This is a genomic window from Streptomyces lanatus, from assembly GCF_014655715.1.
Classification (GTDB): Bacteria; Actinomycetota; Actinomycetes; order Streptomycetales; family Streptomycetaceae; genus Streptomyces; species Streptomyces lanatus.
In genome coordinates this window covers 1,066,407-1,088,101 of sequence record NZ_BNBM01000001.1, presented here as the reverse complement: position 1 = coordinate 1,088,101, position 21,695 = coordinate 1,066,407, and the positions used below count along the sequence as shown (strand labels likewise).

The window sequence follows — 21,695 nt, the reverse complement described above, 5'->3', positions numbered from 1 at the left end:
ACCTCCTCACCGAGAGGTCTGTTCCGGATACTCCTGTAACGATATGCCCGGTGTCTGGTCCGGGGCCATGGACGGCCCCGGACCAGCGGGTCAGCTCAGGGTGAGGTGACCCGTACGGGTTCCGTGCCCGCCGCGCTGTGGCGCTCGGCCCAGTTCTCCAGGGCCGTACGGCAGGCGTGGTCGAGGTGGTGCAGTCCGGACAGGTCCAGCTCCACCGGGCGGTCCTGGGGCAGGGCCTCCAGGCTGTCGAGGATCTTCGGCAGCCTGAGGAAGGTCGCGTTGCCCGACAGATACGCCTGGATGGGGCCCGCGCCCTTGTCGATGATCTCCAGCTTCAGGTGCGAGGCCTCCCAGGCGGTCTTGGCGACCGACAGCGCCAGACCGATCAGCACGCCCTCGAACATGTTCACGGCGACGATCGACACGGCCGTGACGACGAGGATCAGGGCCTCGCCCCGGTGGCCCCGCCACAGGGAGACGATCCCGCGGAAGGGGATCAGCTTGAAGCCGGCGTGGACCAGGATGCCGGCCAGCGCGGGGATCGGGATCAGGGCCAGCGTGGCGGGCAGCAGCGCCGCGAACAGCAGCAGCCATACGCCGTGCAGGACCCGGGACGCCTTGGTCCTCCCGCCCGCCTGCACATTGGCCGAGCTGCGCACGATGACCGCGGTCATCGGCAGCGCGCCGAGCGCACCGCAGACCGTGTTGCCCGCGCCCTGCGCCATCAGCTCCTTGTCGTACTCGGTGCGCGGCCCGTCGTGCAGCCGGTCCACGGCCGCCGCGCTGAACAGCGACTCGGCGGACGCGATGAGCGTGAAGGCGACGATCGTGGCGAGCACACCGACGTTCGCGAGCTCCCCGAAGGCGTCCGCGCCGGGCGGCTGGATGGCGCCCAGCAGGCCCTTGACCTCGACGGTTGCCACCGGCAGGGAGAATACGGCGGCCACCGCCGTGGCCAGGCCGACCGCGGCGAGCGGACCGGGAACGGTACGCACCGGCCGCGGCATGCGCTTCCACAGCACCAGTACGGCGATGGTGCCGGCGCCCAGTCCGATGGAGGCCATCGCCCCGGTGTTCCCGGCGGCGTCGGCGAGCGCGCCGGGCAGCCCGGCGATCTTCTCCAGCCCCGAGGCGGGTGCCTCGGCGTCCGCGACCGCGTAGAGCTGTCCGGCGATGAGCACCAGGCCGATACCGGCCAGCATGCCCTCGACGACGGAGACCGAGATGGCCCGGAACCAGCGCCCCAGCTTCAGGGCGCCCATCAGGAGCTGGAGCAGGCCGGTGGCGAGCACCAGTACGCCGAGGACGGGCAGCCCGTACTCCTGGACGGCCTCGTAGACCAGCACCGTCAGACCGGCGGCGGGCCCGGAGACCTGGAGGCTGCTGCCGCGCATCAGCCCGGTGACGAGACCGCCGACTATGCCGGTGACGAGCCCGAGCTCGGCCGGCACTCCGGAGGCGACGGCCACGCCGACGCAGAGCGGCAGCGCGACCAGGAAGACGACCAGCGAGGCGGCGAAGTCCTGCCGTATGTGAGGGAATTTGGTCATCATGGCGCTCACAGTGCCTCGAACGCGTCGGTCTCGGCGCTGTGGGCGCGCACGGTGCCCTTGTGCACCTCGTAGTACCAGGCGTGCAGGCTCAGTTGACGCTCCTTCAGCTTCTTGGCGATGAACGGGTACGAGCGCAGCCGCAGCAGCTGCGTCAGCACATGGGCCTGGACGCCCTCGGCGACCTCCGGGTCCTGCACGGCACCCGTCGGGCGCGGCTCGGCCTGCGCGAGCCAGTCGCGCACGGCCGGTACGGCGTCGAGGTCCTCGCCGCGCACCAGCGCGCCGACGGCTCCGCAGTGGGAGTGGCCGCAGACCACGATGTCGCGGACGCCGAGCACCTCCACGGCGTACTCCAGGGTGGCGGCCTCGCTGGTGGGGTGTCCGGCGGTGTACGGCGGGACGATGTTGCCCGCGGTGCGCAGCTCGAAGAGCTCGCCGGGGCGGGCGCCCGTGATCAGGGCCGGTACGACCCGGGAGTCGGAGCAGGTGATGAACAGGACCTGAGGGGACTGCCCTTCGGCCAGCTTGGCGAACTCCTCAGGGCGCTGTCCGAACATGCGGGCGTTGTCGATGAGGGGCTGCATATGTGGTGACTCCTCCTGGCGCGCCGCAGCGGCGCGTCGGTGTGGTTCTTTCTATGACAGAGGTGGGGAGGACTGCGCTGCTTCTCAGCAGCGGAAGACCTGAAGCGCTGCCGGGCTGTGCGACGTCGACGATCTCGACGTGCGGTCGAGCGCGGTGCCGGGTATGGCGTGCGCGGACGCGGGATCCCGGGTGAGCGGCGGTCGGTCGGGCGCCGTGGGCCCGCAGTCGGCGAAGCGCGAACGGTCCCTGGTGCGCAGGGGCGTCGGGTCCCCATCACCCGACGGTGCGCACTCGCGGGACATGAGGGTCTCGTCGCGCAGCGCCTTTCCGGAGAGCTTGTTTCCGGGCTGGGCCTTGGCCTCTGCCTGACTGACCGTATGCGCGTGTGCGAAGGACACGGAAGGTGCGAAGAACTGGAGGGCGAGCAGGACGGCGGCGAGGAGCGAAACCACGGTCCGTACCGTCGTACCTCGGAACATGCGCCTCCCTCCAGACAGTCCACACCTCATACGCGAACCAACGCTTGGTCAATCGTTGGTCAAGAAACACATTAGCCCGGCAAAGTTGTTTGCTGGGTTAACTTAACGTTTCCACCTGAAGAGAGCCTGAAATGCGAGGGTGGCATGGCTGGAACTCCCCCCTGACCAGGGGGAGTTGGGCGGAGCGGGGGTCAGGAGGTGACGAGGCCCTTGGCGTCGCGCGCCAGCGCGGTGAGTCGCGAGATGGCCCGGAAGTACTTCTTGCGGTAGCCGCCCTTCAGCATCTCCTCGCTGAAGAGCTGATCGAACGGCAGCCCGGCGGCCAGGACCGGGACTTCACGGTCGTAGAGCCGGTCGGCGAGCACCACCAGCCGCAGGGCGGTGGACTGGTCCGGAATCGGCTGTACGTCGGTGAGACACACCGCCTTCAGGCCATCGGTCAACGCACCGTAACGACTGGGGTGGACGCGGGCGAGGTGCTCCAGCAGATGCGGGAAGTCGTCGAGCGAGGCGCCCTCGGTGGCGTACGCCGCCTTCGTCACCTGTTCGTCGGAGAACGGCGCCGGCGCCTCGGGCAGCCCGCGGTGGCGGTAGTCCTCGCCGTCGATGCGCAGGGCCCGGAAGTGGGCCGACAGGCCCTGGATCTCGCGCAGGAAGTCGGCCGCCGCGAAGCGGCCCTCGCCGAGCTTGCCGGGCAGCGTGTTCGAGGTGGCGGCGAGCGCCACGCCCGCGTCGACGAGCTTGCCGAGCAGCGTGGAGACGAGGACGGTGTCGCCCGGGTCGTCGAGCTCGAACTCGTCGATGCAGAGGAGACGGTGACCGGAGAGGGTCTGGACGGTCTGCTGGAAACCCAGGGCGCCGACGAGGTTGGTCAGCTCCACGAAGGTGCCGAACGCCTTGAGGGACGGCTCGGCCGGGGTGGCGTGCCAGAGGGAGGCCAGGAGGTGGGTCTTGCCGACGCCGTAGCCGCCGTCGAGGTAGACGCCGCGAGGGCCCGCGGGGCTCTTGGGCGCCTTGGACCTGCCGAATCCGAGGAAGCCTCGCCTGCCCGGCTTCCCCGCGCCGCTGGCGTGCGCACCGCCGAGCCCGCCCGCGAAGTCCTCCAGGACGCGGACCGCCTCGGTCTGGCTGGGCTGGTTCGGGTCCGGGATGTAGTTGCTGAAGCGGACCGAGTCGAAACGGGGCGGCGGCACCATCTCGGCGACCAGCTGGTCCGCCGGCACACGCGGCTCACGGGCGCACAGGGACAGCGGACTCGCTTCGGCTATCGCGCCGGGCTGGGACGCGGCTGTGGAGGACGACACGGGTCACCATGCTAAGCGCCGTGCCACACTCCTTGACATGCGACGCCTGTTCCCTGTGACCGACGAGACAGCGCCGCTCCCGGGGGCCTCGCCGGAGGCATCCCCTGAGTGGAGCCTCGCCGAGCTCGCCCTCGCCTACGCCTATCCCGAGCCGGGTCCCGGTGAACCGCAGCCCTGGTTGCGGGCCAACATGGTGTCCACCCTGGACGGGGCCGCCCAGCACGACGGGCGTTCGCAGCCCATCTCCACCGCGACCGACATGAGGATCTTCGGCACGCTGCGGGCGCTCGCGGATGTCGTGGTCGTCGGCGCCGAAACGGTACGCCAGGAGGGGTACCGCCCGGCACGCGCGCGTGCGGAGTTCGCCGAGGCGCGCGAGGCGGCCGGACAGACGCCCGCGCCCGCCATCGCGGTGATCAGCGCCAGCCTCGACCTGGACTTCGGCCTGCCGCTGTTCACCTCGCCCTCCGTGCCGACCCTCGTCCTGACGGGCGCCGCCGCGGCCCCCGACCGGATCGCCGTCGCGGAGAAGGCCGGCGCCCGGGTCGTGATCGCCGGTGACGGTGTCGGCGTGGACCCCGTCCGTGCCGTCCAGGCCCTCGCCGAACTGGGGTACACCCGGCTGCTGACCGAGGGCGGGCCCCGGCTGCTGGGCCAGCTGGTGGCTTCCGGCGTGCTCGACGAGCTCTGTCTGACGATCTCCCCGATGCTCACCGCCGGAGACGCCCAGCGCATCGCCGGCGGGCCCTCGGTGGCGGTCCCGAAACGGTTCGAGCTGGTGTCCCTGCTGGAGGAGGAGGGCTTTCTGTTCAGCCGGTACCGGCGGACGTGACGGTGGTTCGGACATGGGTTCCATGAGTGCCGTGATCCTGAAAACGGCGGAATCCACCGTTCCGTTTAGCTTCCGCCGGGCACACTAACTCTCGCAGTCCCCGTGCGAGCGCGGGGCAGGATGGTTTCCGCAGAAGGGGCGCCCGGTGTTCACAAGCGTTTTGATGATCGAGAAGGCCCTGACGTCCGCCGACGTGGAGTTCGTCACCACCTTGCACGGTGACGAGGAGGTCGGCTTCCATGTGCTGCTCCAGCCGCGCGGCGAGCAGGCCGACAGGTTGTTGCGCGCCATCGACGACATCGCGCTCGGCGAGCTGGACGAGGCGGTTCGGGAGGGCAAGACCCCGGAGGGCGAAGAGGCGCTGAGTACGGGGGAGCGGGCGCTGGAGGTGTCGCTGACGGCCCTGCGTACGGCCGGGGCGGAGGCCGAGGGGCGGTTGCTGGAGGACCATCCGCTGGACGCGCTGAGGGCGGTGGTGGACGAGGTCGGGGCGGACGAGGTGATCGTGCTGACCGATCCCCACTACGTGGAGGAGTTCTTCCACCGGGACTGGGCGTCCAGGGCGCGGCACAAGGTGGGGGTGCCGGTGCTGAAGCTGTTCTCCCACAGCGAGGCATAGCCCGCGCCCCTGGGGTGGGCACCCTTCCGTACGGAATAGGCTGAGGCCTCACCGTCGTATCGCGATCCTGGGAGAACACACATGGCACCCGGCATTCCCACCGCCATGGACCGACCGCACTTCATCGGCATCGGCGGGGCCGGGATGTCGGGGATCGCGAAGATTCTTGCGCAGCGCGGGGCCAAGGTGGCCGGCAGTGATGCCAAGGAGTCCGGGACCGCCGAGGCACTGCGGGCGCTCGGTGTGACCGTGCACATCGGGCATGCCGCGGAGCACCTCGCCGACGATGCCAGCTGCGTCGTGGTGTCGTCGGCGATCCGGCAGGACAACCCCGAGCTGGCCCGCGCCGCCGAGCTGGGCATCCCGGTGGTGCACCGCGCCGACGCCCTCGCCTCTCTGATGGGCGGGCTGCGCCCGATCGCCGTCGCCGGTACGCACGGCAAGACCACCACGACGTCGATGCTGGCCGTCTCGCTGACCGAGCTGGGCCTGAAGCCGTCGTACGCCATCGGCGGCGACCTCGACGCCCCCGGCTCCAACGCCCTGCACGGCGACGGCGAGATCTTCGTCGCCGAGGCGGATGAATCGGACCGCAGCTTCCACAAGTACGAGCCCGAGGTCGCGATCGTCCTGAACGTGGAGCTCGACCACCACGCCAACTACGCGTCGATGGACGAGATCTACGAGTCGTTCGTGACGTTCGCCGAGCGCATCGTCGAGGGCGGGACGCTGGTGATCTCGGCCGACCAGGACGGGGCGCGCGAGCTGGCGCGGCGGGTCGCCGGGAGCGTGCGGACGGTGACGTACGGCGAGGCGGAGGACGCCGACGTACGGGTGCTGTCGATCGTGGCCCAGGGCCTGAAGTCCCGGGTCACCGTCCTGCTGGACGGGCAGGAGCTCACCTTCGCCGTCTCCGTCCCCGGCCGCCACTACGCCCTCAACGCGGTGGCCGCCCTCGCCGCGGGCGCGGCCCTCGGTATCCCGGCCGCCGAGCTGGCCCCGGCGCTCGCGGCCTACACCGGCGTGAAGCGGCGGCTCCAGCTGAAGGGCGAGGCCGCGGGCGTCCAGGTCATCGACTCCTACGCCCACCACCCGACCGAGATGGTCGCCGACCTGGAGGCGATGCGTGCCGCCGCCGGGGACGCCCGGATCCTGGTCGCCTACCAGCCCCACCTGTTCTCCCGCACCCAGGAACTGGGCAAGGAGATGGGCGAGGCCCTCGCCCTGGCGGACTCCTCCCTGGTCCTGGACATCTACCCGGCCCGCGAGGACCCGATCCCGGGCGTCACCAGCGAGCTGATCATCGACGCGGCCCGGGCGGCCGGTGCCGAGGTGGCGGCGGTGCGTGACAAGAGCGAGGTGCCCGCGCTGGTCGCGGGAATGGCGAGGCCCGGTGATCTCGTTCTCACCATGGGCGCGGGCGATGTCACCGACCTCGGCCCGCTCATCCTGGACCGCCTGTCGAAGTGAGGGGCACACACCCATGTCGTACGACGTCGAAAAGCCGGACGAGCAGTGGCGCACGGAGCTGACCCCGGCCGAGTACGCCGTCCTGCGCGAGGCCGCCACGGAGCCCGCCTTCACCGGTGAGTACACCAACACCAAGGCGAAGGGCGTCTACTCCTGCCGCGCCTGCGGCGCGGAACTCTTCACCTCCACCACCAAGTTCGAGTCGCACTGCGGCTGGCCGTCCTTCTACGACCCGAAGGACACCGACGCGGTCGAGCTGATCGAGGACCGCTCGCACGGCATGCTCCGCACCGAGGTGCGCTGCGCCCGCTGCGGCTCCCACCTCGGGCATGTCTTCGAGGGCGAGGGCTATGCGACACCGACCGACCAGCGGTACTGCATCAACAGCATCTCGCTGCGGATGACCCCGGACGAGTCCTGACCGACGGCCCGTGGCCCTCACCCGCGAGGTGCCCGGGGCGACACCGCCCCGGGCATCCCGGCCGGTGGCACGCCCGGGTGCGCTGGCACGGGCGATGCGGGTGTTCCTAGACTCGTAGGACGGGGGTCGGGCCGGAGTCCCGGCCCGGCGTCTTGATCCGTGCGGGAAGGCGGTGGCGGCCTGTGCCGTACGTCGCTGTGAGTGCGATCAGCCATCCCGGCCTGCTGCGCGAGCGGAACGAGGACAGCCTTGTCGTCGGGCCGTGGACGCTGTGCGGCACGGTGACCGAGAATCCGCAGACCCTGGTCTTCCCGCTCGGCACCCCGCTCGTCGTGGCCGTCGCCGACGGGCTCGGTGGGCATCCCGGCGGTGAGGTGGCCAGTTCCCTGGTGGCCCGGCAGCTCGCCGCGCTGGGCCCGGCCCTGACCAGCGAGGTCGCCGTCCGTGACGCCGTGAACGCCTGCAACCGCGCCGTGTACCAGGCAGCCGGCGGCGACCGGGAGACCGAGCTCACCGCCATGGGGACCACCGTCGCCGGCGTCGTCGTGCGGTCGGACTCGGTCCTGGTCTTCAACGTCGGCGACAGCCAGGTCCTCGCGGCCGGCGGCGACGGGCTGCGCCAGGTGAGCGTCGACGACAATCCACCGCATCCGCCGGGCCGGACCGTCTCCCTGGTCACCCAGTGCCTGGGCGGCTCGCCCACCTACCGTGCCGTCCACCCCCACGTCACGTCCGAGACCCCGGCACCCGGCGAGCGCTATCTGATCTGCTCGGACGGTCTCACCGACCCGGTGCCCACGGACGTCCTCGAAGAGATCCTCGGCGAGCACGACGACGGACGGGCGGCCTTCGAGCTGTGGAAGGCCGCGATCGAGGCGGGCGGGCCGGACAACATCACCGTGGCGGTGGTGCGGCTCGGGCAGGAGTAGCGACGCCTTCCCCGCCGCCTTCCCCGGTCAGAGGATCTTGCGCTGGACCATGATCGAGAGCACCAGCGCGCCGGGCAGCAGCGGGACCCAGACCGTCAGCACGCGGTAGCCGATCACCGTCGCCGCGGCCAGGCCCATGGGGGCGCCGAAGGTGACCATCGTGAACACCAGGGCCGCGTCCACGGGACCGATGCCACCGGGTGCCGGTACGGCGCCGACGGCGGTGCTGGCGAGGAGGAGCGCCAGCGTCACCTGCGTCCAGGTCAGCGGCAGACCGAGCGCGAAGCCGACCGAGGCGATCACGCTCGACTGGAGCAGCGGGGTGGCCGCCGCGCCGCCCCACAGGGCGAGGACGCGGCTGGGGCGGGTGTGCAGGATCCGTGCGTCGGTCAGGGCGGTGCGTACGAAGCCGAGGAGGGGGCGGCGCAGTGGCCGTACGGTCGTCACGAGGACCGCGGCCGTCGCGAGGGCCGTGACCACACCCCCGGCCACCAGGAGCAACGTCTGCCCGTCCGGGACGAGTTCGCCCAGGTGCAGCAGCTCGGGGAAGGCCATGAGGAAGCCGAGCAGCACCGCCGTCTTTGCGATCGGCTTGACCAGCGAGTACAGGGCGAGTGAGGCGGTGCCCCGGGCCAGGGGCACGCCCTGGCCCTGGAGGAAGCGCAGGGTGACTGCGTGGGCGCCGATGCTCGCCGGCAGTACGTGGTTGGCGGCGCCGGCCGCGAACTGCGACGCCAGCAGCAGGCCCGGCGGCAGCCGTTCCGGTATGGAACCCTGGCGCACCACGGCCGCGACCACCCAGCCCATGCAGGTGAAGAACAGGGCGGACAGCAGCCACCAGGGATCGGCCGAGGCCAGCCGGGCGGCCCCGTCGCGCACGGTGTGCCAGTCGGCCGCCGCCCACGCCCCGATCAGCAGGAGCGGGAGCAGCGTCAGCGCGTGGCGGGTGAGGCGCGCGGGGGAGAAGAGGGAGCGGGCGGGAGTGGTGGGGGTGCCGGCGACGGTGGGGACGGCCGTCGCGGCGGGGCAGGCGGGCAGCGGTCCGGGGAGATCGCTGAGCGGGAGCGAGGAGGACACGGCGCGGTCGTCCTTCCGCGTCGCACCCGCACACGGGCGGGCCGACGGCTAGAGGGCGAGGGCAGGAGGGGACGACGGCAACGTGCCCGCCCGGCGTGACGCGCCGGTGTCCGGGAACCGACGGGGCGTCGGCGGATGAGCGACGCGAGCGGGTGATGGCTGACAGCGCCCGCCCCCCCAGCTCATCGCATCCAGTGCCGCCCCGTGCTCCACCCCAGGAAACGGCACGCCTCGTCGCCGTCCGCCGCCGTGCCGTCGGTCCGGAAGGTGCCGCCCTCCGCGATCAGGGCCAGGCCTGCGAGGGCCGGGGCCAGGCGGGTGGTGACATGCGACGGGTGGCGGGCCGTCTCCTCGTGCAGGGTGGTGAGGAAGCGGCGCTGTTCGTCGGGTGGGCACAGGGACAGGTGGAACAGCATCTGGCGCCACGCGTACGCCGCGTCCTTGATGGTGGGCAGTGGCCGCCGGTTGCCCTCCACGCGGGCCGTGAGACGGCACACGGTGACGAAGCAGCGGTGCGCCAGGTCGGCCCAGCCGGGCTGCGGGGCGATGCCCACACGGTGGACCAGCGTGGCCAGGTTGTGCGTGGTGAGGATCTGCGCCTGCTCGATCACCTTGCCGTTCGCCGCCACGGACCAGGAATCCGACGTCGCCCCGGCCCGCTCCGTGCACAGCCGCGCGAACCCGGGGGACGTACGCGGGCCGACCGAGCGGGTCAGTGCCGTGCCCGTCTCGGTGATCGCCAGGTTGCGGATCGCGCCGTAATCGATGCCGTAGTAGCGCTCGTACAGCGTGCCGCGCAGCAGCTCGCCCGCGATCCGTGCGGCCGTGAGGAACTTCGGGCCGAAGGTGCCCATGAAGATGTCGGCGGCCAGTTCCTCCACGAACGGCGCGCCCAGGTCGCACTGGCGGGCCAGCACACCGAGTTCGCGGACGAGCGGGTTGGGCAGCAGCGTGCCCGGGAAGGCCTGCACGGCCAACTCGCCCAGCTGCCGCAGCACGTCCAGTGCGCCGTCGCCGTCCGGCTTGCCCGTCACCGCGGCGCGCTGCCCGGACACCGCCCGCACCCAGGGCAGTTCCTCGACCCGCACCTGCCGTTCCAGGTTGAGCAGGAGCAGGGAGCGGCGGTTGCGGAACGCCCGGTAGTTCGCGGTCATCAGCGTCCGCAGCGCCTCGTCGCCGTACGCCTGCGCGGTGGTGGCGGCGACCAGCTGGGGGACCAGTTCGGCCAGGACCTCGGCGGACGGGACGACTCCGCGCTCCACGAGTGTGCCGATCGGTGCGCTCAGCGCGGCCTCGACCACCTGCCGGATCGCGGGCGGTACGGCGGCCCCGGTGGGCACCCCGGTCTCCCGGCTCTCCTCCTCGGTCACCGCGCCGACGAGCGGGGCGACCTCGGGGACGCCGGTCTCCTGGGGCAGCACGGCGAGCCGGCGCAGCACCACCTGGGCCAGGGCGTGATGGGACGGGAGTGCCGCCTGCCCGGCCTGGCGCCGGCGCAGGGCCTTGTGCGGTCCGGAGCCGGGCAGACCCCGGCGCCGCACCATCGACGCCACGGCGTGCCGCAGCAGGCCGAGCCGGCGTGCGTCCAACGGCCGCCCGGCGACGGTCTCCTCCAGCGCACCGCGCAGAATGCCCAGGTTCTCCTTGGGGCTCCGATGCTTGGTGCAGAGGGTGTGCTCGGCGGCCAGCGTCCGATACCGGTCCAGCAGGGCGGCACCGCGCTCCTGCCAGCCGGCGTCCGGGGCGACTTCGAGCACCCGTCCGTCCCGTCCGTCCCGCGCCGTCTCCAGCCAGTGGATCAGCAGTTCGTCGCCGAACGGCTGCCATACGGCGAGTGCCTCGCGCTGGGTCTCGACCGCCGCGTTGGGGCGCCGCCGCACCAGGGTGTCGACGGTGTCGGAGACCGTGTTGCGATGCACGGCGGCGGCCGGGTCCGGCATGGGGCCGTCGGCCGGCCGGGGCAGGAAGCGCAGCCGGTCCGCGAACGGCTCCAGCTCGGCCACGAGGTCCAGCGCCGCGCCCGTCGCCCCGTGCCGTACCAGCCAGGCCACGGTGAGCAGCGCGGCCTCCTCGGGTATGCCGATCTCGTAGTGGCCGCTGTCCAGCAGGGCCCACAGCCGGTCCAGTCCCGGCTCGGTCAGGCAGTGCGCGAAGAGCGCGGCCCGCTCGACCGGCACGCCGAGACTCCGCGCGGCCTCGATCTCGTACGGCTGGAGCGGGCCGCCCGCGCTCGCGGTGCCGGTGACGAAGCCGCCCCGGACCACCTCGGGGGTCACCCAGGCGGGGAGTCCGGCGACCGGGGTGCGCGAACCGATGGTGAGCCGGCCCGCGGCCATCCCCGCGAGGACCGCGCGCCAGCGCTGCCCGCGCCGCTCGGCCCGGTGCCGGGTGTCGGCGTCCTGGTGGATCAGCGCGGTCGTGAAGGCCTTGGCGAGCTGGGCCGCCGCGTAGGACGGGGCCGCCGTGAGGGGCTGCTGCTCAGCGTTGTCGTTCATATGCCGACGTGGCAGGTTCCGCCCCCGCGCCCTCCGGGTCCCGAGCCCGGTGCTCTGCTGCTGAGCTACACGTCGAGTCCGGCATGGCAGGTGCTGCCCCTGCGCCCTCCGGGGTTGCAGCCCGGTGCTCTGCTGCTGAGCTACACGCCGACGGAGGCCGACGTTAGACGCCGTCGAGAGAGTCGTACAACCGGATTTCCCGGGCATCGGCGTTCGGGAGGGTGGCGCGTCGTTGAATCAGCCATCCACCAGAAGGTTGACTTTCGGCTGGACGATCCAGAGCATTGCCGGGGTGAGCCCCTTCGAGCACACGTCCCCCCGGTCGGCCGCACTCCCCGGCGACCTGGACGAAGCCGCCCACCGCTGCCTGGTCGCCGGATTCGACGGTGTCACGAGCGTGCCGGACACGCTCAAGGAACTCGTCGACCGCGGTCTCGGCGGTGTCATCCTCTTCACCCGCAACATCCGTGACGCGGCACAGGTGCGCCGTCTCACGGACGAGCTGCGCGCGATACGCCCCGACCTCGTCGTCGCCATCGACAACGAGGGCGGCGGCATCGGCCACCTGGTCGCCGCCGGTGCCCCCGAGGTCCCCGGCTCCTACGCCCTCGGCGTCGTCGACGACCCGAACCTCACCGCCCGCTGCGCCGACGCGCTCGCCGCCCACCTCGCCGGCCTCGGCATCACCGCCTCCTACGCCCCCGTCGCCGACCTCCAGCACCGGCCGGACAACCCGATCGTGCGCACCCGCTCCTTCGGCGCCGACCCGGAACTCGCCGCCCGCCATCTGCGCGCCTGGATCACCGCGACCGAGGCCCGCGGCATAGCCTCCTGCGCCAAGCACTTCCCCGGCCACGGCGGCACCGTCACCGACAGTCACCACGGCATGGCCGTCGACCCACGGCCGTACGACGAAGTCCGCGTCGACCTGGAACCCTTCCGCGCGGCCGTCGACGCGGGGGTGCCGATGCTGATGAGCGCCCATGTGGTGTTCCCGGCGCTCGACCCCAACCGGCCCGCCACGCTCAGCCGCCGCATCCTGGGCGATCTGCTCCGCCATGACCTCGGTTTCGACGGTGTCCTCGTCAGCGACGCGCTGGAGATGAAGGCCATCGCCGAGACGTACGGCGAGGCGGCCGGCGCGCGGATCGCGCTCGCCGCCGGGGCCGACCAGGTCATCGTCGCCGTGGGGGATCTGGACGTCACCCTGGCCTGCCGGGACGCGGTGCTCGACGCGCTGCGCGGCGGTGTGCTCGGCGCGGAGCGGGTCGAGGAGGCCGCCGGACGGGTACGGCGGCTCGCCGAGCGTTATGCCACCCCGCCCGGCGAGGTGTCCGCCCCGGACGTCGGCGCCGGTCTCACGGCCGCGCGGCGCGCCGTACGTGCCCGGGGTGTGCCGCCCGCCGTGCGCGGGGCGCATGTCGTCGATCTGTTCCCGCCGCCGCACCCCGCGCTCAACTGGGGCGGCGAGGACCTGCTCACCGAGGTGCGCGCCGTCGACCCCACGGCCACCGGGACGGCCGTCACGGGTGAGTGCGCGGACCCGGACGCCCTAGTCGAGGGCATCGTGCGCCACTGCGGGGCCGCCCCGCTGGTCGTCGCCACCTGCGACGCCGGGCTGCACCCCTGGCAGGTGCGATTGCGCGACGCCCTGTCGCGGCGGCGGCCGGACGCGGTGCGGGTGGACACCGGGCTGCCGGAGGGCGGCGCGCTGTGCTCGTACGGGCGCGGGCGGGTCAATCTGAGGGCCTTGGCGGAGGCGCTGGCGGGCGTCTGACGGGGCGGCTCAGGACGGGCGTACGACCTCCTTGATGCCCCGCGCGGCCAAGTACTCCGCGTCGTCCGCCCGCTCCGCCAGGACCACCGCCGGCCGCACCCCTTCGGTCCGCAGCCGCATCCACGCCTCGAAGTACGCGCCGCCGGGACCCGACACCGACCGGGTGCTCGGCGTGCGGTCCAGGAGGAGGGCGGTGTCGCGGGGGCGAGGTGTGTGGGGCTCCTTGACGGTCTCGGCGAGGGCCGTCGCGATCGGCTTGGCGCGGCCCTCCGCGTCGAACAGGCCCAGCGTGTACTCCAGTTCCGGGAAGTCGGCCAGCGACCGGTCCACGTCGTGCGAGCACCACCAGGTCACGCCCCACAGCCCCGTGCACTCGGCCGCGTTGCGCACGGTCGCCCGCGCGAATTCGGGGGCGTCGGCGGCCGGGATGTGCGGCTGCGGAGCACCCGTCTCCTGGACCCAGACGGGGCGCGCGGGGTCGGTGGCGTACGCCTTGGCCAGTTCCGTGCCGTACTCGGCGAGGTGCCGGACCTGCGGGGAGCGCGGACCGTAGCGGCGGGCGCAGTCGCCGGAGAACACCCAGGGGTGGACGGTCGTCAGATCGCCCTTGCGGGCCGAGGCCTCGGGGGTGAAGGGGTGGTCGTCGCCGTACCAGGCCGCGTCGTAGGCGGAGTGCGTGACCAGGCCGCCGCCGGCGCCGAGTCCGTCGCGGGCCGCCGAGAGGAGGGTGTCGAGGTAGTGGTCCACCTCATCGGGCGTCACCGGGTTGTGCTCGACCAGGTTGTTGAGCTCGTTGCCGAGCTGGAGGCCGAGGAGATGCGGGCGTCCCGCGAGGGCACGGCCGAGGGTGCGCAGGAGGGTGGCCTGGGCCTCGACGGCCTCCGGGTCGGTGAACACATTGCGGTGGTGCCAGCTGCGGGTCCACTCCGGGTAGAAGTCGAAGCTGGAGAGATGGCCCTGTACGCCGTCCACCATGACGTCGAGTCCTGCCTCGCCCGCCAGGTCGACCAGCTGGATCAGGTCGTCCACGGCGGTGGGGCGGATCAGGGTGCGGTTGGGCTGGAGCAGCGGCCAGAGCGGGAAGACGCGGACGTGATCGAGGCCGAGGGCCGCTATCTGGTCGAGGTCCGCACGCGCGCGTGCCGGGTCGAAGTCGTGCCAGGAGTGGAACCACCCGTGACGGGGTGTGTAGTTGACGCCGAAGCGGAGCGTGCCGATGGGATCCTCCACCTGTCTTCCTCTTGTCCAACGTGAATGTATCAACCACCATGGTTAATGATGAATAGTGATTTGAACCAAACCTCGGGTCGGACCTCGTACGTCGTCGGGCTCGACGCCGGCGGTACCCGCACGCGCGCCGTCCTGGCCCCTGTGCGCGACGGCGAGCCCGAGGGTGAGGGCGTCGGCGGGCCGGGCAACGCCCTGACCGTCCCTGGCGCGCAGCTCACCGAGCATCTCGCCGAGGCACTCGCGGCCGCCGTGCCGGAGGCGCTGCGCGGCCAAGTGGTCGCCGTGGCGGGCGGGTTCGCGGGCGCGTCACGGACGGCTCCGGACGAGCCGGGGCGGGTCAAGGCGCATGCCGCCCTCACCCTCGCCCTGGGTCGGCTGGACATGAACCCCGCCACGGTCGAGATCCACAGCGACATCGAGGCCGCGTTCGCCTCGGCGCCCGGCCATCCCGCCGACGGGCTCGCGCTGGTGGCCGGGACCGGCGCGGTCGCGGCCCGTATCACCGCACGCGCGTGCACCACGACGGCAGGGGGCGACGGCTGGCTCCTCGGCGACGACGGCAGCGGCTTCTGGATCGGTCGGGAGGCGGTACGGGTGGCGCTGCGCATGGCCGACGGGCGGGGCGGGGCGACGGCGCTGGGGGCCTCGGTCGGGCGGGCGTTGGAGGTGCCGGAGGATGTCCTGCCCGCGGCCGAGGGGCCCTGGACCCGGGCCCGGCGCGAGGCCTACCGCATGCGTCTGCTCCCCGCCGTCATGGCCCGCCCGCCGGTCCGGCTGGCCGAACTGGCACCGCTCGTCGCGGAGGCCGCCGCCCACGAGGACGCCGTGGCCGAGGGCATCCTCGAAGCGGCGGCCGACCACCTGACCGGTCTCGTCCGCGCGCTCGGCGCCCGGTCCGGGGAGCGGGTCGTCGTGACCGGCGGTCTGCTCGGGCCGGACGGCCCCCTGACGGGCCCTCTCTCCCTTCGCCTCGACCTCGACTGGGTCCGAGACGGCTCCCTGGGCGCCGTGGCCCTCGCCCGGCTGGCGTACGGCGCATGAGCGACGCCCCCGCGCAGCGGTACCGAGACCCCGCCGCCCCCGTCGACGCCCGTGTCCACGACCTCCTCCCCCGGATGACCCTCCGCGAGAAGGCCGGCCAGCTCAACCAGCGCATGTACGGCTGGAACGCCTACCGCCGCACCCCCGACGGAGGCTTCGAACTCACCGACGCCCTGTACGCCGAGACCGACCGCGTCGAGGGACTCGGCGCCCTCTACGGACTCCAGCGCGCCGACGCCTGGTCCGGCGTCGACCACACCGGCGGGCCGGGCACCGAGGACGCCGCGGCGCTCGCCGACCTCGTCCAGCGGCATGTCGTCGAGCGCAGCCGGCTCGGCATCCCCGCACTGTTCGTCGAGGAGGTGCCGCACGGACTCATGGCCCTCGACGGCACGGTCCTCCCGGTCAATCTGGCCGTCGGCGCCACCTGGGACCCCGAGCTGTACGAGCGCGCCGCCGCCCATGCCGCCGCCGAACTGCGGGCCCGGGGCGGCCATGTCGCCCTGGTCCCGGCGCTCGACATCTCCCGCGACCCGCGCTGGGGACGCACCGAGGAGTGCTTCGGCGAGGACCCGTATCTCGCGGCCCGCTTCACGGAGGCCGTCGTCCGCGGCATGCAGGGCGAACCCGGCACGTACTTCGCCGCCGACAAGGCCCCCGTCGTCCTCAAGCACTTCGCCGGACAGGGCGCCACGGTAGGCGGCCGGAACTCCGCCGAGTCCGAACTGGGCCGGCGGGAACTGCACGAGATCCACCTCCCCGCCGCCCGCGCCGGGATCCGGGCCGGTGCCGCCGCCGTCATGGCCGCCTACAACGAGGTCGACGGCATGCCCTGCTGCGGCAACAGGGCCCTGCTCACCGGACTCCTCCGCGAGCAGTGGGGCTTCGACGGGCTGGTCATGGCGGACGGGCTCGCCGTGGACCGGCTGGCCCGCGTCACCGGCGACAAGGTGTCCGCGGGGGCGCTCGCGCTCGACGCCGGTGTCGATCTGAGCCTCTGGGACGAGGGCTTCACCCATCTGGAGGAGGCGGTCGAGCGGGGACTGGTGAGCGAGGAGACCCTCGACGCCGCCGTCGCCCGGGTACTGCGGCTCAAGTTCCGGCTGGGGCTGTTCGACGGGACACGCGGCACGAGCTCGCCGCCGCCCGGCGGCCGGGACCTCAGCACCGCCCTCGCCCGGTCCGCCGTCACGCTGCTCCGCAACGACGGTGTGCTTCCCGTCCCCGCCTCCGTCTCCCGAATCGCCGTGATCGGCCCCCAATCGGCCACCACCGCCCACCAGTTGGGCGACTACACGGCCCCGCAGCGCCCCGGCACCGGCACCTCCGTCCTCGACGCCCTGCGCACCCTCGCCCCGCCCGGCGTCGACATCCGGCACGCCAAGGGCTGCGCCCTCACCGGCGACGACCTCTCCGGCGTCCCCGAGGCCGTCGCCGCGGCCGCCGCGTCCGACCTCGCCGTGCTGGTGCTGGGCGGCAGCAGCGCCCGTACGCCGGAGACGGAGTTCGACGCCAACGGGGCCGCGCGGACCGCCGTTTCCCAGCTGACCTGCGGTGAGGGCGCCGACCTGGCCGGCCTCGGGCTGGGCCGCGCCCAGTACGCGCTGCTGGACGCCGTGGTCGCGACGGGCACGCCGACCGCGGTCGTCCTGATCCAGGGCCGCCCGCACCTCGTGCCCGACACCGCGGGCGCCCTGCTCACCGCCTGGTACCCCGGCCCCTGGGGCGGCGAGGCGATCGCCGAGGTGCTGCTCGGGCTGACCGAACCGGTCGGCCGCCTCCCGCTGTCCGTGCCGCGCTCGGCGACCCAGCTCCCCGTCCACTACAACCACAAGGACACCGAGTACGGCGGCTACGTCGACGAGAGCGCCGAGCCGCTGCACTCCTTCGGGCACGGACTGGCGTACACGACCTTCGCCTACGGCCCGCCACGGCTCTCCGGCCACACCGTCGAGGCCGACATCACCAACACCGGCCCACGGCACGGCCGTTCCGTCGCGCAGCTGTATCTGCGCCGGCTGCGGACCCCCGTATGGCCGCGCACACTGGAGCTGCACGGATTCCGGGCCGTCGACCTGGCGCCGGGCGAGACCCGCACGGTCACCTTCCCGGCCGGTGCCGTCCCGCCCGGCACGGTGGTCGAGTTCCGGGTCGCCGACTCGGCGCGGGCGGCGCTGACCGCCGTACCGACTCAGAGCTTCACGGCGCCCGAGGAGACCCCCCGGTAGAACCACCGCTGGGTGATCACGAACAGCACCAGCACCGGGATCACGGAGATCACCGAGCCCGCCATCACCAGCCGCTGGTCGTAGCCGAAGGACGACGTCTGCAGCCGGGCCAGACCCAGCGTCAGCGTGAAGTGCTCCTCCGAGCGAAGCACGATCAGCGGCCACAGGAAGTCGTCCCAGGCACTGATGAAGGTGTTGATGGTGACGACCAGGATCGCGCCGTACGCGGACGGCAGATACAGGTGGCGGAATCGCTTCCACTCGCCCGCGCCGTCCAGCATCGCCGCGTCCTCGATCTCGCGCGGGACGGCGAGGAACGCGGCCCGCATGATGAGGACGTTGATCGCGGCGACGAAGCCGGGCAGCCAGACGCCCACCAGGTTGTCGACCAGGCCCATGTCCCGCACGCTCAGGAACAGCGACACCATGATCGACTCGAACGGGAACATCATGGACGCCATCAGCAGCACCCAGACCAGCTTCCGGCCCTTCCAGCCCGGCTTGGAGAGCATGTAGCCCGCCATGGTGGAGAAGACGAGCTGGCTGGTGATGGAGATGACCGCGACGAACAGACTGTTCCTGATGTACGTCCACACCGGGACCTGCGCGAACACCTCGCGGTAGGCCCGCAGGGTGGGGTGACGGGGAATCAGGGAGGCGCCCGAGCCGAAGACGTCCTCGCCGGCGCCCTTCAGGGACGACAGCACCTGCCACAGCAGCGGGCCGACCGTGATGAACAGGACGAACACCAACAGCAGGTAGCGGACGACGAGTTCACGGGGGCGGCCGTAGTCCCGCCAGCGCGGCATCAGGCGCCTGCGTCTGTCCACAGCCGTGGTCATGCCTCGTCCTCCTTCGTCAGGCGCTGGGCGAGCAGCGTCAGGCCCAGGGTGAGTGCGAACAGGGCGACGCTGACCGCCGCGCCGTACCCGGCGTTGCCGGTGAGCGGGTCGAGGCCGACGTCGCGGATGTAGAAGGGGAGCGTGCGGTCGGCGCCGCCGGGGCCGCCGGTGGCGCCGCCGAGCATGTAGATCTCGGTGAAGACGCGCAGCGAACCGATGCCGGTGAGGGTGCCGACCAGCATCATCGAGGTGCGGACACCGGGCATCGTGACATGCCAGAAACGGCGGATCGCGCCCGCGCCGTCCACGGCCGCCGCCTCATGGAGTTCCCGGGGCACGTTCCCGAGCGCGGCCAGATAGAAGATCATGTACCAGCCGAGGCCCTTCCACAGCGTCAGGCCCATCGCCGACAGCAGGATCAGCCAGGAGTCGGACAGGAAGGGAATGGCCTCCCGGATGAGATGAGCCTTCTCCAGCCAGGTGTTGACCAGGCCCTGGTCGCTCAGCAGCCACTGCCAGCTCAGACCCACGACCACGGACGAGGCCAGGACCGGGGTGTAGAAGGCGGAGCGGAAGAAGCCGATGCCGGGGAGGTTCTTCTCCACCAGGACCGCGAGCAGCAGCGGCAGCAGCACCATCAGCGGGACCACGATCAGCGCGTACAGCAGGCTGTTGCGGGTGGCCAGCCAGAAGTCCTCGTCCCCCAGCATCCGGGTGTAGTTGTCCAGGCCCACCACGTCGTACGCCCCGCCGAGCGGCTTGGCGTCGGTGAAGGACACCAGGATCGTGTTGAGGAACGGGAACACCCCGAAGACCGTCGTGCCGACGATCGCCGGGAGCATCCACAGCCAGGGCAGCCACCAGCGGCGGTACAGCGCCGCGCCCCCCGCGTCCGCCGACGGTCCGGGTGTGACGGCGCGAAGGGCGCGGCGCAGTGCCGGGGCCGACTCGGGCGGCCGGGTCACCGTCAACTGCCCTGCTCGATCAGCTCGTTGGCCTTGGACTGGGCCTCGTCGAGGGCGTCCTGCGCGCTCTTCTTGCCCTGCATGGCCAGCTGGATCTGGGCGACGATCGCGTTCAGCTCACCCGGGGTCAGGGCGATCTCGTCGGCGGTCGCCGTCTTGCGGTCACTGGCGACGATCTTGCGGGCCTCGGCGAACGGATCGCTTCCCTTGACCGACTGGAAGAACGGATCGTCCAGTGAGGCGGTGGTGGAGGGGAAGATGACGACGTTCGGGTCCTTCGCCCACGCCAGCTGGTTCTCGGCGTTCGTCAGGAACCGCGCGAAGGCCAGCGCGGTCGCCGCCTGCTTGCTCGTGGTGGCGACGCCGATGTACTGCGGGGCGCCCACGGTGTGCCCGAGGGCGTCCAGCGTGAAGGGGGCCACGCCCGTCTTCTTGTAGACGGTCGGGTTGTTCTGCTGGATGAAGCGCAGGAAGTTGGGGTTGGTCGGGCCGTAGACCAGCTTGTCCTGTCCGAAGACGTTGGCCGGGTCCTGGGTGGAGGACAGGGAGTCCCTCGGCATCGCCCCCGCCTTGTAGAGCCTCGTCATGCCCTCGACCCACCGCGCGGTCTTCGGATCGTCGGCGAAGGTGAACTTCTTGCCGTCCGCGGACAGGATCTTGATGTCCATCTGCTGCCAGTCGGCGGGGATGCGGAGCTGGGGGTTGGCGAGGAACGCGAAATACTTGCCGTCGGAGGCCTTGGCTATCTTCTCCGCGTCGTCGAACAGCCCGAGGACGGTCGTCGCGGGCTTGGCCGGATCCAGGCCCGCCTTCGTCATCAGTTCGGTGTTGAAGGTCTGCACGATGCCGCCGGAGTACCAGGGCAGCACGCTGTGCACCTCGGTGCCGTCCGCCTGGGCGTAGGTGCTCGACTTCCACATCGCCTCGGTGAACGGCTTGCCCGCGTCCGGCGCCTTCTTGTCGAGGTTCAGCAGATAGCCGTTCTTGGTCAGCGCGATCGCGGTGTTGACGTTGATGTTGACCACGTCCGGCAGCGTGCAGCCCTGCGCGTCGGCGACCAGGCGCTGGGTGAAGGTGGCGTCGCCGGGGTCGTCGATCCACTTCACCTTCGCGTCCGGGTGCTGCTTCTCGAAGGCGGCGATGACACCGTTGAAGTAGTCGCCGAAGTCCTTCTTCAAGTTCGTCGTCTGGAACGTGATGTCGCCCTCCACGTCCCCGGAGAGCGCACCGGACCCGACGTTCGCCTTGTCCACCTTGCAGCCGCCCGCCGTAGCGTCACCGTCGTCGGAGCCGCCTCCGCCGAGGCCGCAGGCGGTCGCCGTGACCGTCAGAAGGACGAGGCAGGTCAGAGATCCGGTCAGTCGTCTCACGCGCATGAGTACCCTTCCGTTCCGTTTCAGTGCCGGTGTTCGTGGTCGTGGTGGGACGGGTCGCCGGGATGCTCATGTCCCGGGGCGTACTCCACGCCTGTGCGCATCCCGTCCAGCCAGTCGAAGAAGGCGACTCGGCTCGCCGCCTGGGCCAGTTCGTGTTCGATGGCGTCGCGTGCCTCGGCGTACGTCAGGAAGTCCGCCGGCTCCGACGCCGGGCCGTAGGGGTCGACGCCGCGTCTGAGGGCGTCCGGGGTGAGGTAGCGGTCGCGGTTGCGGTCGTAGTAGTCGCGTACGGCTTCCTCGGGGATGAACTGCTCGTTCTCCAGGGCGGTGAGCAAGGCGCGGGCGGCGGGGGAGTGGGCGAGGGCCGCGGCGATGATGCTGCCCAGGTCGGCGACGTCTGCCTCCGGCACGGTGAGGGTGGTGGGGGGCTGCATCTCCGGTGCGGCGGGGAGTCCGCGTTCTGTGCAGGTTC

At 72.0% G+C, this 21,695-nt stretch carries 19 protein-coding genes and 2 tRNA genes; 8 read left to right on the top strand and 13 right to left on the bottom strand.

Translation table 11 applies throughout. From position 1 onward, the window contains the following. Positions 1–95: 95 nt before the first annotated feature. From IE325_RS04800 to zapE, 4 genes are all read right to left on the bottom strand, one after another. A complete protein-coding gene (locus tag IE325_RS04800) occupies positions 96–1,553 on the bottom strand; it encodes a SulP family inorganic anion transporter (protein ID WP_190068369.1) in 1,458 nt (485 codons plus the stop codon). A 5-nt stretch (positions 1,554–1,558) separates the two neighbouring features. Continuing rightward, a complete protein-coding gene (locus tag IE325_RS04795; protein ID WP_190068368.1) occupies positions 1,559–2,137 on the bottom strand; it encodes a carbonic anhydrase in 579 nt (192 codons plus the stop codon). An 84-nt stretch (positions 2,138–2,221) separates the two neighbouring features. Next, positions 2,222–2,617, bottom strand: a complete 396-nt coding sequence (locus IE325_RS04790) for a hypothetical protein (RefSeq protein ID WP_190068367.1) — start codon at positions 2,615–2,617, stop codon at positions 2,222–2,224. A gap of 191 nt (positions 2,618–2,808) precedes the next feature. Next, on the bottom strand, positions 2,809–3,921 hold the full coding sequence (gene zapE / locus IE325_RS04785) for a cell division protein ZapE (RefSeq protein ID WP_190068366.1): 1,113 nt from the start codon (positions 3,919–3,921) through the stop codon (positions 2,809–2,811). 37 nt (positions 3,922–3,958) lie between these two features. Here zapE and IE325_RS04780 point away from each other — a divergent pair, with 37 nt between their 5' ends. The 5 genes from IE325_RS04780 (at position 3,959) to IE325_RS04760 (ending at position 8,192) form a co-directional block, all read left to right on the top strand. Then, complete coding sequence (locus IE325_RS04780; RefSeq protein ID WP_190068365.1) at positions 3,959–4,753, top strand: pyrimidine reductase family protein; 795 nt, start codon at positions 3,959–3,961, stop codon at positions 4,751–4,753. 145 nt (positions 4,754–4,898) lie between these two features. Next, positions 4,899–5,372 (top strand): indole-3-glycerol phosphate synthase, encoded by a 474-nt coding sequence (locus IE325_RS04775; RefSeq protein WP_190068364.1) that lies wholly within the window; start codon positions 4,899–4,901, stop codon positions 5,370–5,372. A gap of 81 nt (positions 5,373–5,453) precedes the next feature. Next, positions 5,454–6,842 (top strand): UDP-N-acetylmuramate--L-alanine ligase, encoded by a 1,389-nt coding sequence (murC, locus tag IE325_RS04770; protein WP_190068363.1) that lies wholly within the window; start codon positions 5,454–5,456, stop codon positions 6,840–6,842. A 13-nt stretch (positions 6,843–6,855) separates the two neighbouring features. Further along, the gene (msrB, locus tag IE325_RS04765; protein WP_190068362.1) at positions 6,856–7,263 is read left to right on the top strand and encodes a peptide-methionine (R)-S-oxide reductase MsrB; all 408 of its coding nucleotides are present in this window, start codon (positions 6,856–6,858) and stop codon (positions 7,261–7,263) included. 182 nt (positions 7,264–7,445) lie between these two features. After that, entirely contained in the window at positions 7,446–8,192 is a 747-nt protein-coding gene (locus tag IE325_RS04760; protein WP_190068361.1) for a PP2C family protein-serine/threonine phosphatase, read from the top strand. Between the two features lie 27 nt (positions 8,193–8,219). On the opposite strand, the gene IE325_RS04755 is transcribed toward IE325_RS04760, so the two are convergent. From IE325_RS04755 to IE325_RS04740, 4 genes are all read right to left on the bottom strand, one after another. After that, positions 8,220–9,269 carry a lysylphosphatidylglycerol synthase transmembrane domain-containing protein gene (locus IE325_RS04755; RefSeq protein ID WP_190068360.1) on the bottom strand — a complete coding sequence of 350 codons (1,050 nt, stop codon included), beginning with the start codon at positions 9,267–9,269 and terminating at the stop codon, positions 8,220–8,222. A gap of 182 nt (positions 9,270–9,451) precedes the next feature. Next, entirely contained in the window at positions 9,452–11,764 is a 2,313-nt protein-coding gene (locus IE325_RS04750) for an amino acid adenylation domain-containing protein (protein ID WP_190068359.1), read from the bottom strand. Between the two features lie 3 nt (positions 11,765–11,767). Beyond that, positions 11,768–11,839 (bottom strand) — tRNA-Pro (locus IE325_RS04745). 3 nt (positions 11,840–11,842) lie between these two features. Beyond that, a tRNA-Cys gene (locus tag IE325_RS04740) sits at positions 11,843–11,914 on the bottom strand. Positions 11,915–12,056: 142 nt separating this feature from the next. Between IE325_RS04740 and IE325_RS04735 the strand changes: the two genes are divergently transcribed. Next, positions 12,057–13,541, top strand: a complete 1,485-nt coding sequence (locus tag IE325_RS04735; protein WP_190068358.1) for a glycoside hydrolase family 3 N-terminal domain-containing protein — start codon at positions 12,057–12,059, stop codon at positions 13,539–13,541. A 9-nt stretch (positions 13,542–13,550) separates the two neighbouring features. Here IE325_RS04735 and IE325_RS04730 read toward each other — a convergent pair whose 3' ends face one another. Beyond that, the gene (locus IE325_RS04730; RefSeq protein WP_229911645.1) at positions 13,551–14,771 is read right to left on the bottom strand and encodes a glycoside hydrolase 5 family protein; all 1,221 of its coding nucleotides are present in this window, start codon (positions 14,769–14,771) and stop codon (positions 13,551–13,553) included. A gap of 48 nt (positions 14,772–14,819) precedes the next feature. On the opposite strand from IE325_RS04730, the gene IE325_RS04725 reads away from it, so the two are divergent. After that, positions 14,820–15,812, top strand: a complete 993-nt coding sequence (locus IE325_RS04725) for an N-acetylglucosamine kinase (protein ID WP_190068356.1) — start codon at positions 14,820–14,822, stop codon at positions 15,810–15,812. Continuing rightward, positions 15,809–18,040: a glycoside hydrolase family 3 N-terminal domain-containing protein gene (locus IE325_RS04720; RefSeq protein WP_190068355.1), complete on the top strand. Its 2,232-nt coding sequence runs from the start codon at positions 15,809–15,811 to the stop codon at positions 18,038–18,040. The genes IE325_RS04725 and IE325_RS04720 overlap by 4 nt, the downstream gene beginning before the upstream one ends. On the opposite strand, the gene IE325_RS04715 is transcribed toward IE325_RS04720, so the two are convergent. The 4 genes from IE325_RS04715 to IE325_RS46815 are packed head-to-tail and all read right to left on the bottom strand — an operon-like array spanning position 18,004 to position 21,657. Then, the gene (locus IE325_RS04715) at positions 18,004–18,882 is read right to left on the bottom strand and encodes a carbohydrate ABC transporter permease (RefSeq protein WP_190068354.1); all 879 of its coding nucleotides are present in this window, start codon (positions 18,880–18,882) and stop codon (positions 18,004–18,006) included. The genes IE325_RS04720 and IE325_RS04715 overlap by 37 nt on opposite strands. Beyond that, positions 18,879–19,853 carry a carbohydrate ABC transporter permease gene (locus IE325_RS04710; RefSeq protein WP_373315085.1) on the bottom strand — a complete coding sequence of 325 codons (975 nt, stop codon included), beginning with the start codon at positions 19,851–19,853 and terminating at the stop codon, positions 18,879–18,881. Before IE325_RS04710 ends, IE325_RS04715 begins: the two co-directional genes overlap by 4 nt. After that, entirely contained in the window at positions 19,850–21,223 is a 1,374-nt protein-coding gene (locus IE325_RS04705; RefSeq protein ID WP_190068353.1) for an extracellular solute-binding protein, read from the bottom strand. Before IE325_RS04705 ends, IE325_RS04710 begins: the two co-directional genes overlap by 4 nt. Positions 21,224–21,243: 20 nt before the next feature. Beyond that, on the bottom strand, positions 21,244–21,657 hold the full coding sequence (locus IE325_RS46815; protein ID WP_308437618.1) for a hypothetical protein: 414 nt from the start codon (positions 21,655–21,657) through the stop codon (positions 21,244–21,246). Between the last annotated feature and the right edge of the window lie 38 nt (positions 21,658–21,695).

Bases quoted from the DNA above. Each gene is read 5' to 3' on its own strand.
- IE325_RS04725 (WP_190068356.1), top strand. From the start codon at position 14,820: ATGAATAGTGATTTGAACCAAACCTCGGGTCGGACCTCGTACGTCGTC.
- IE325_RS04800 (WP_190068369.1), bottom strand. From the start codon at position 1,553: ATGATGACCAAATTCCCTCACATACGGCAGGACTTCGCCGCCTCGCTG.
- msrB (WP_190068362.1), top strand. From the start codon at position 6,856: ATGTCGTACGACGTCGAAAAGCCGGACGAGCAGTGGCGCACGGAGCTG.
- IE325_RS04720 (WP_190068355.1), top strand. From the start codon at position 15,809: ATGAGCGACGCCCCCGCGCAGCGGTACCGAGACCCCGCCGCCCCCGTC.
- IE325_RS04790 (WP_190068367.1), bottom strand. From the start codon at position 2,617: ATGTTCCGAGGTACGACGGTACGGACCGTGGTTTCGCTCCTCGCCGCC.
- IE325_RS04750 (WP_190068359.1), bottom strand. From the start codon at position 11,764: ATGAACGACAACGCTGAGCAGCAGCCCCTCACGGCGGCCCCGTCCTAC.
- IE325_RS46815 (WP_308437618.1), bottom strand. From the start codon at position 21,657: ATGCAGCCCCCCACCACCCTCACCGTGCCGGAGGCAGACGTCGCCGAC.
- IE325_RS04795 (WP_190068368.1), bottom strand. From the start codon at position 2,137: ATGCAGCCCCTCATCGACAACGCCCGCATGTTCGGACAGCGCCCTGAG.
- IE325_RS04715 (WP_190068354.1), bottom strand. From the start codon at position 18,882: ATGACCACGGCTGTGGACAGACGCAGGCGCCTGATGCCGCGCTGGCGG.
- murC (WP_190068363.1), top strand. From the start codon at position 5,454: ATGGCACCCGGCATTCCCACCGCCATGGACCGACCGCACTTCATCGGC.
- IE325_RS04780 (WP_190068365.1), top strand. From the start codon at position 3,959: ATGCGACGCCTGTTCCCTGTGACCGACGAGACAGCGCCGCTCCCGGGG.
- IE325_RS04705 (WP_190068353.1), bottom strand. From the start codon at position 21,223: ATGCGCGTGAGACGACTGACCGGATCTCTGACCTGCCTCGTCCTTCTG.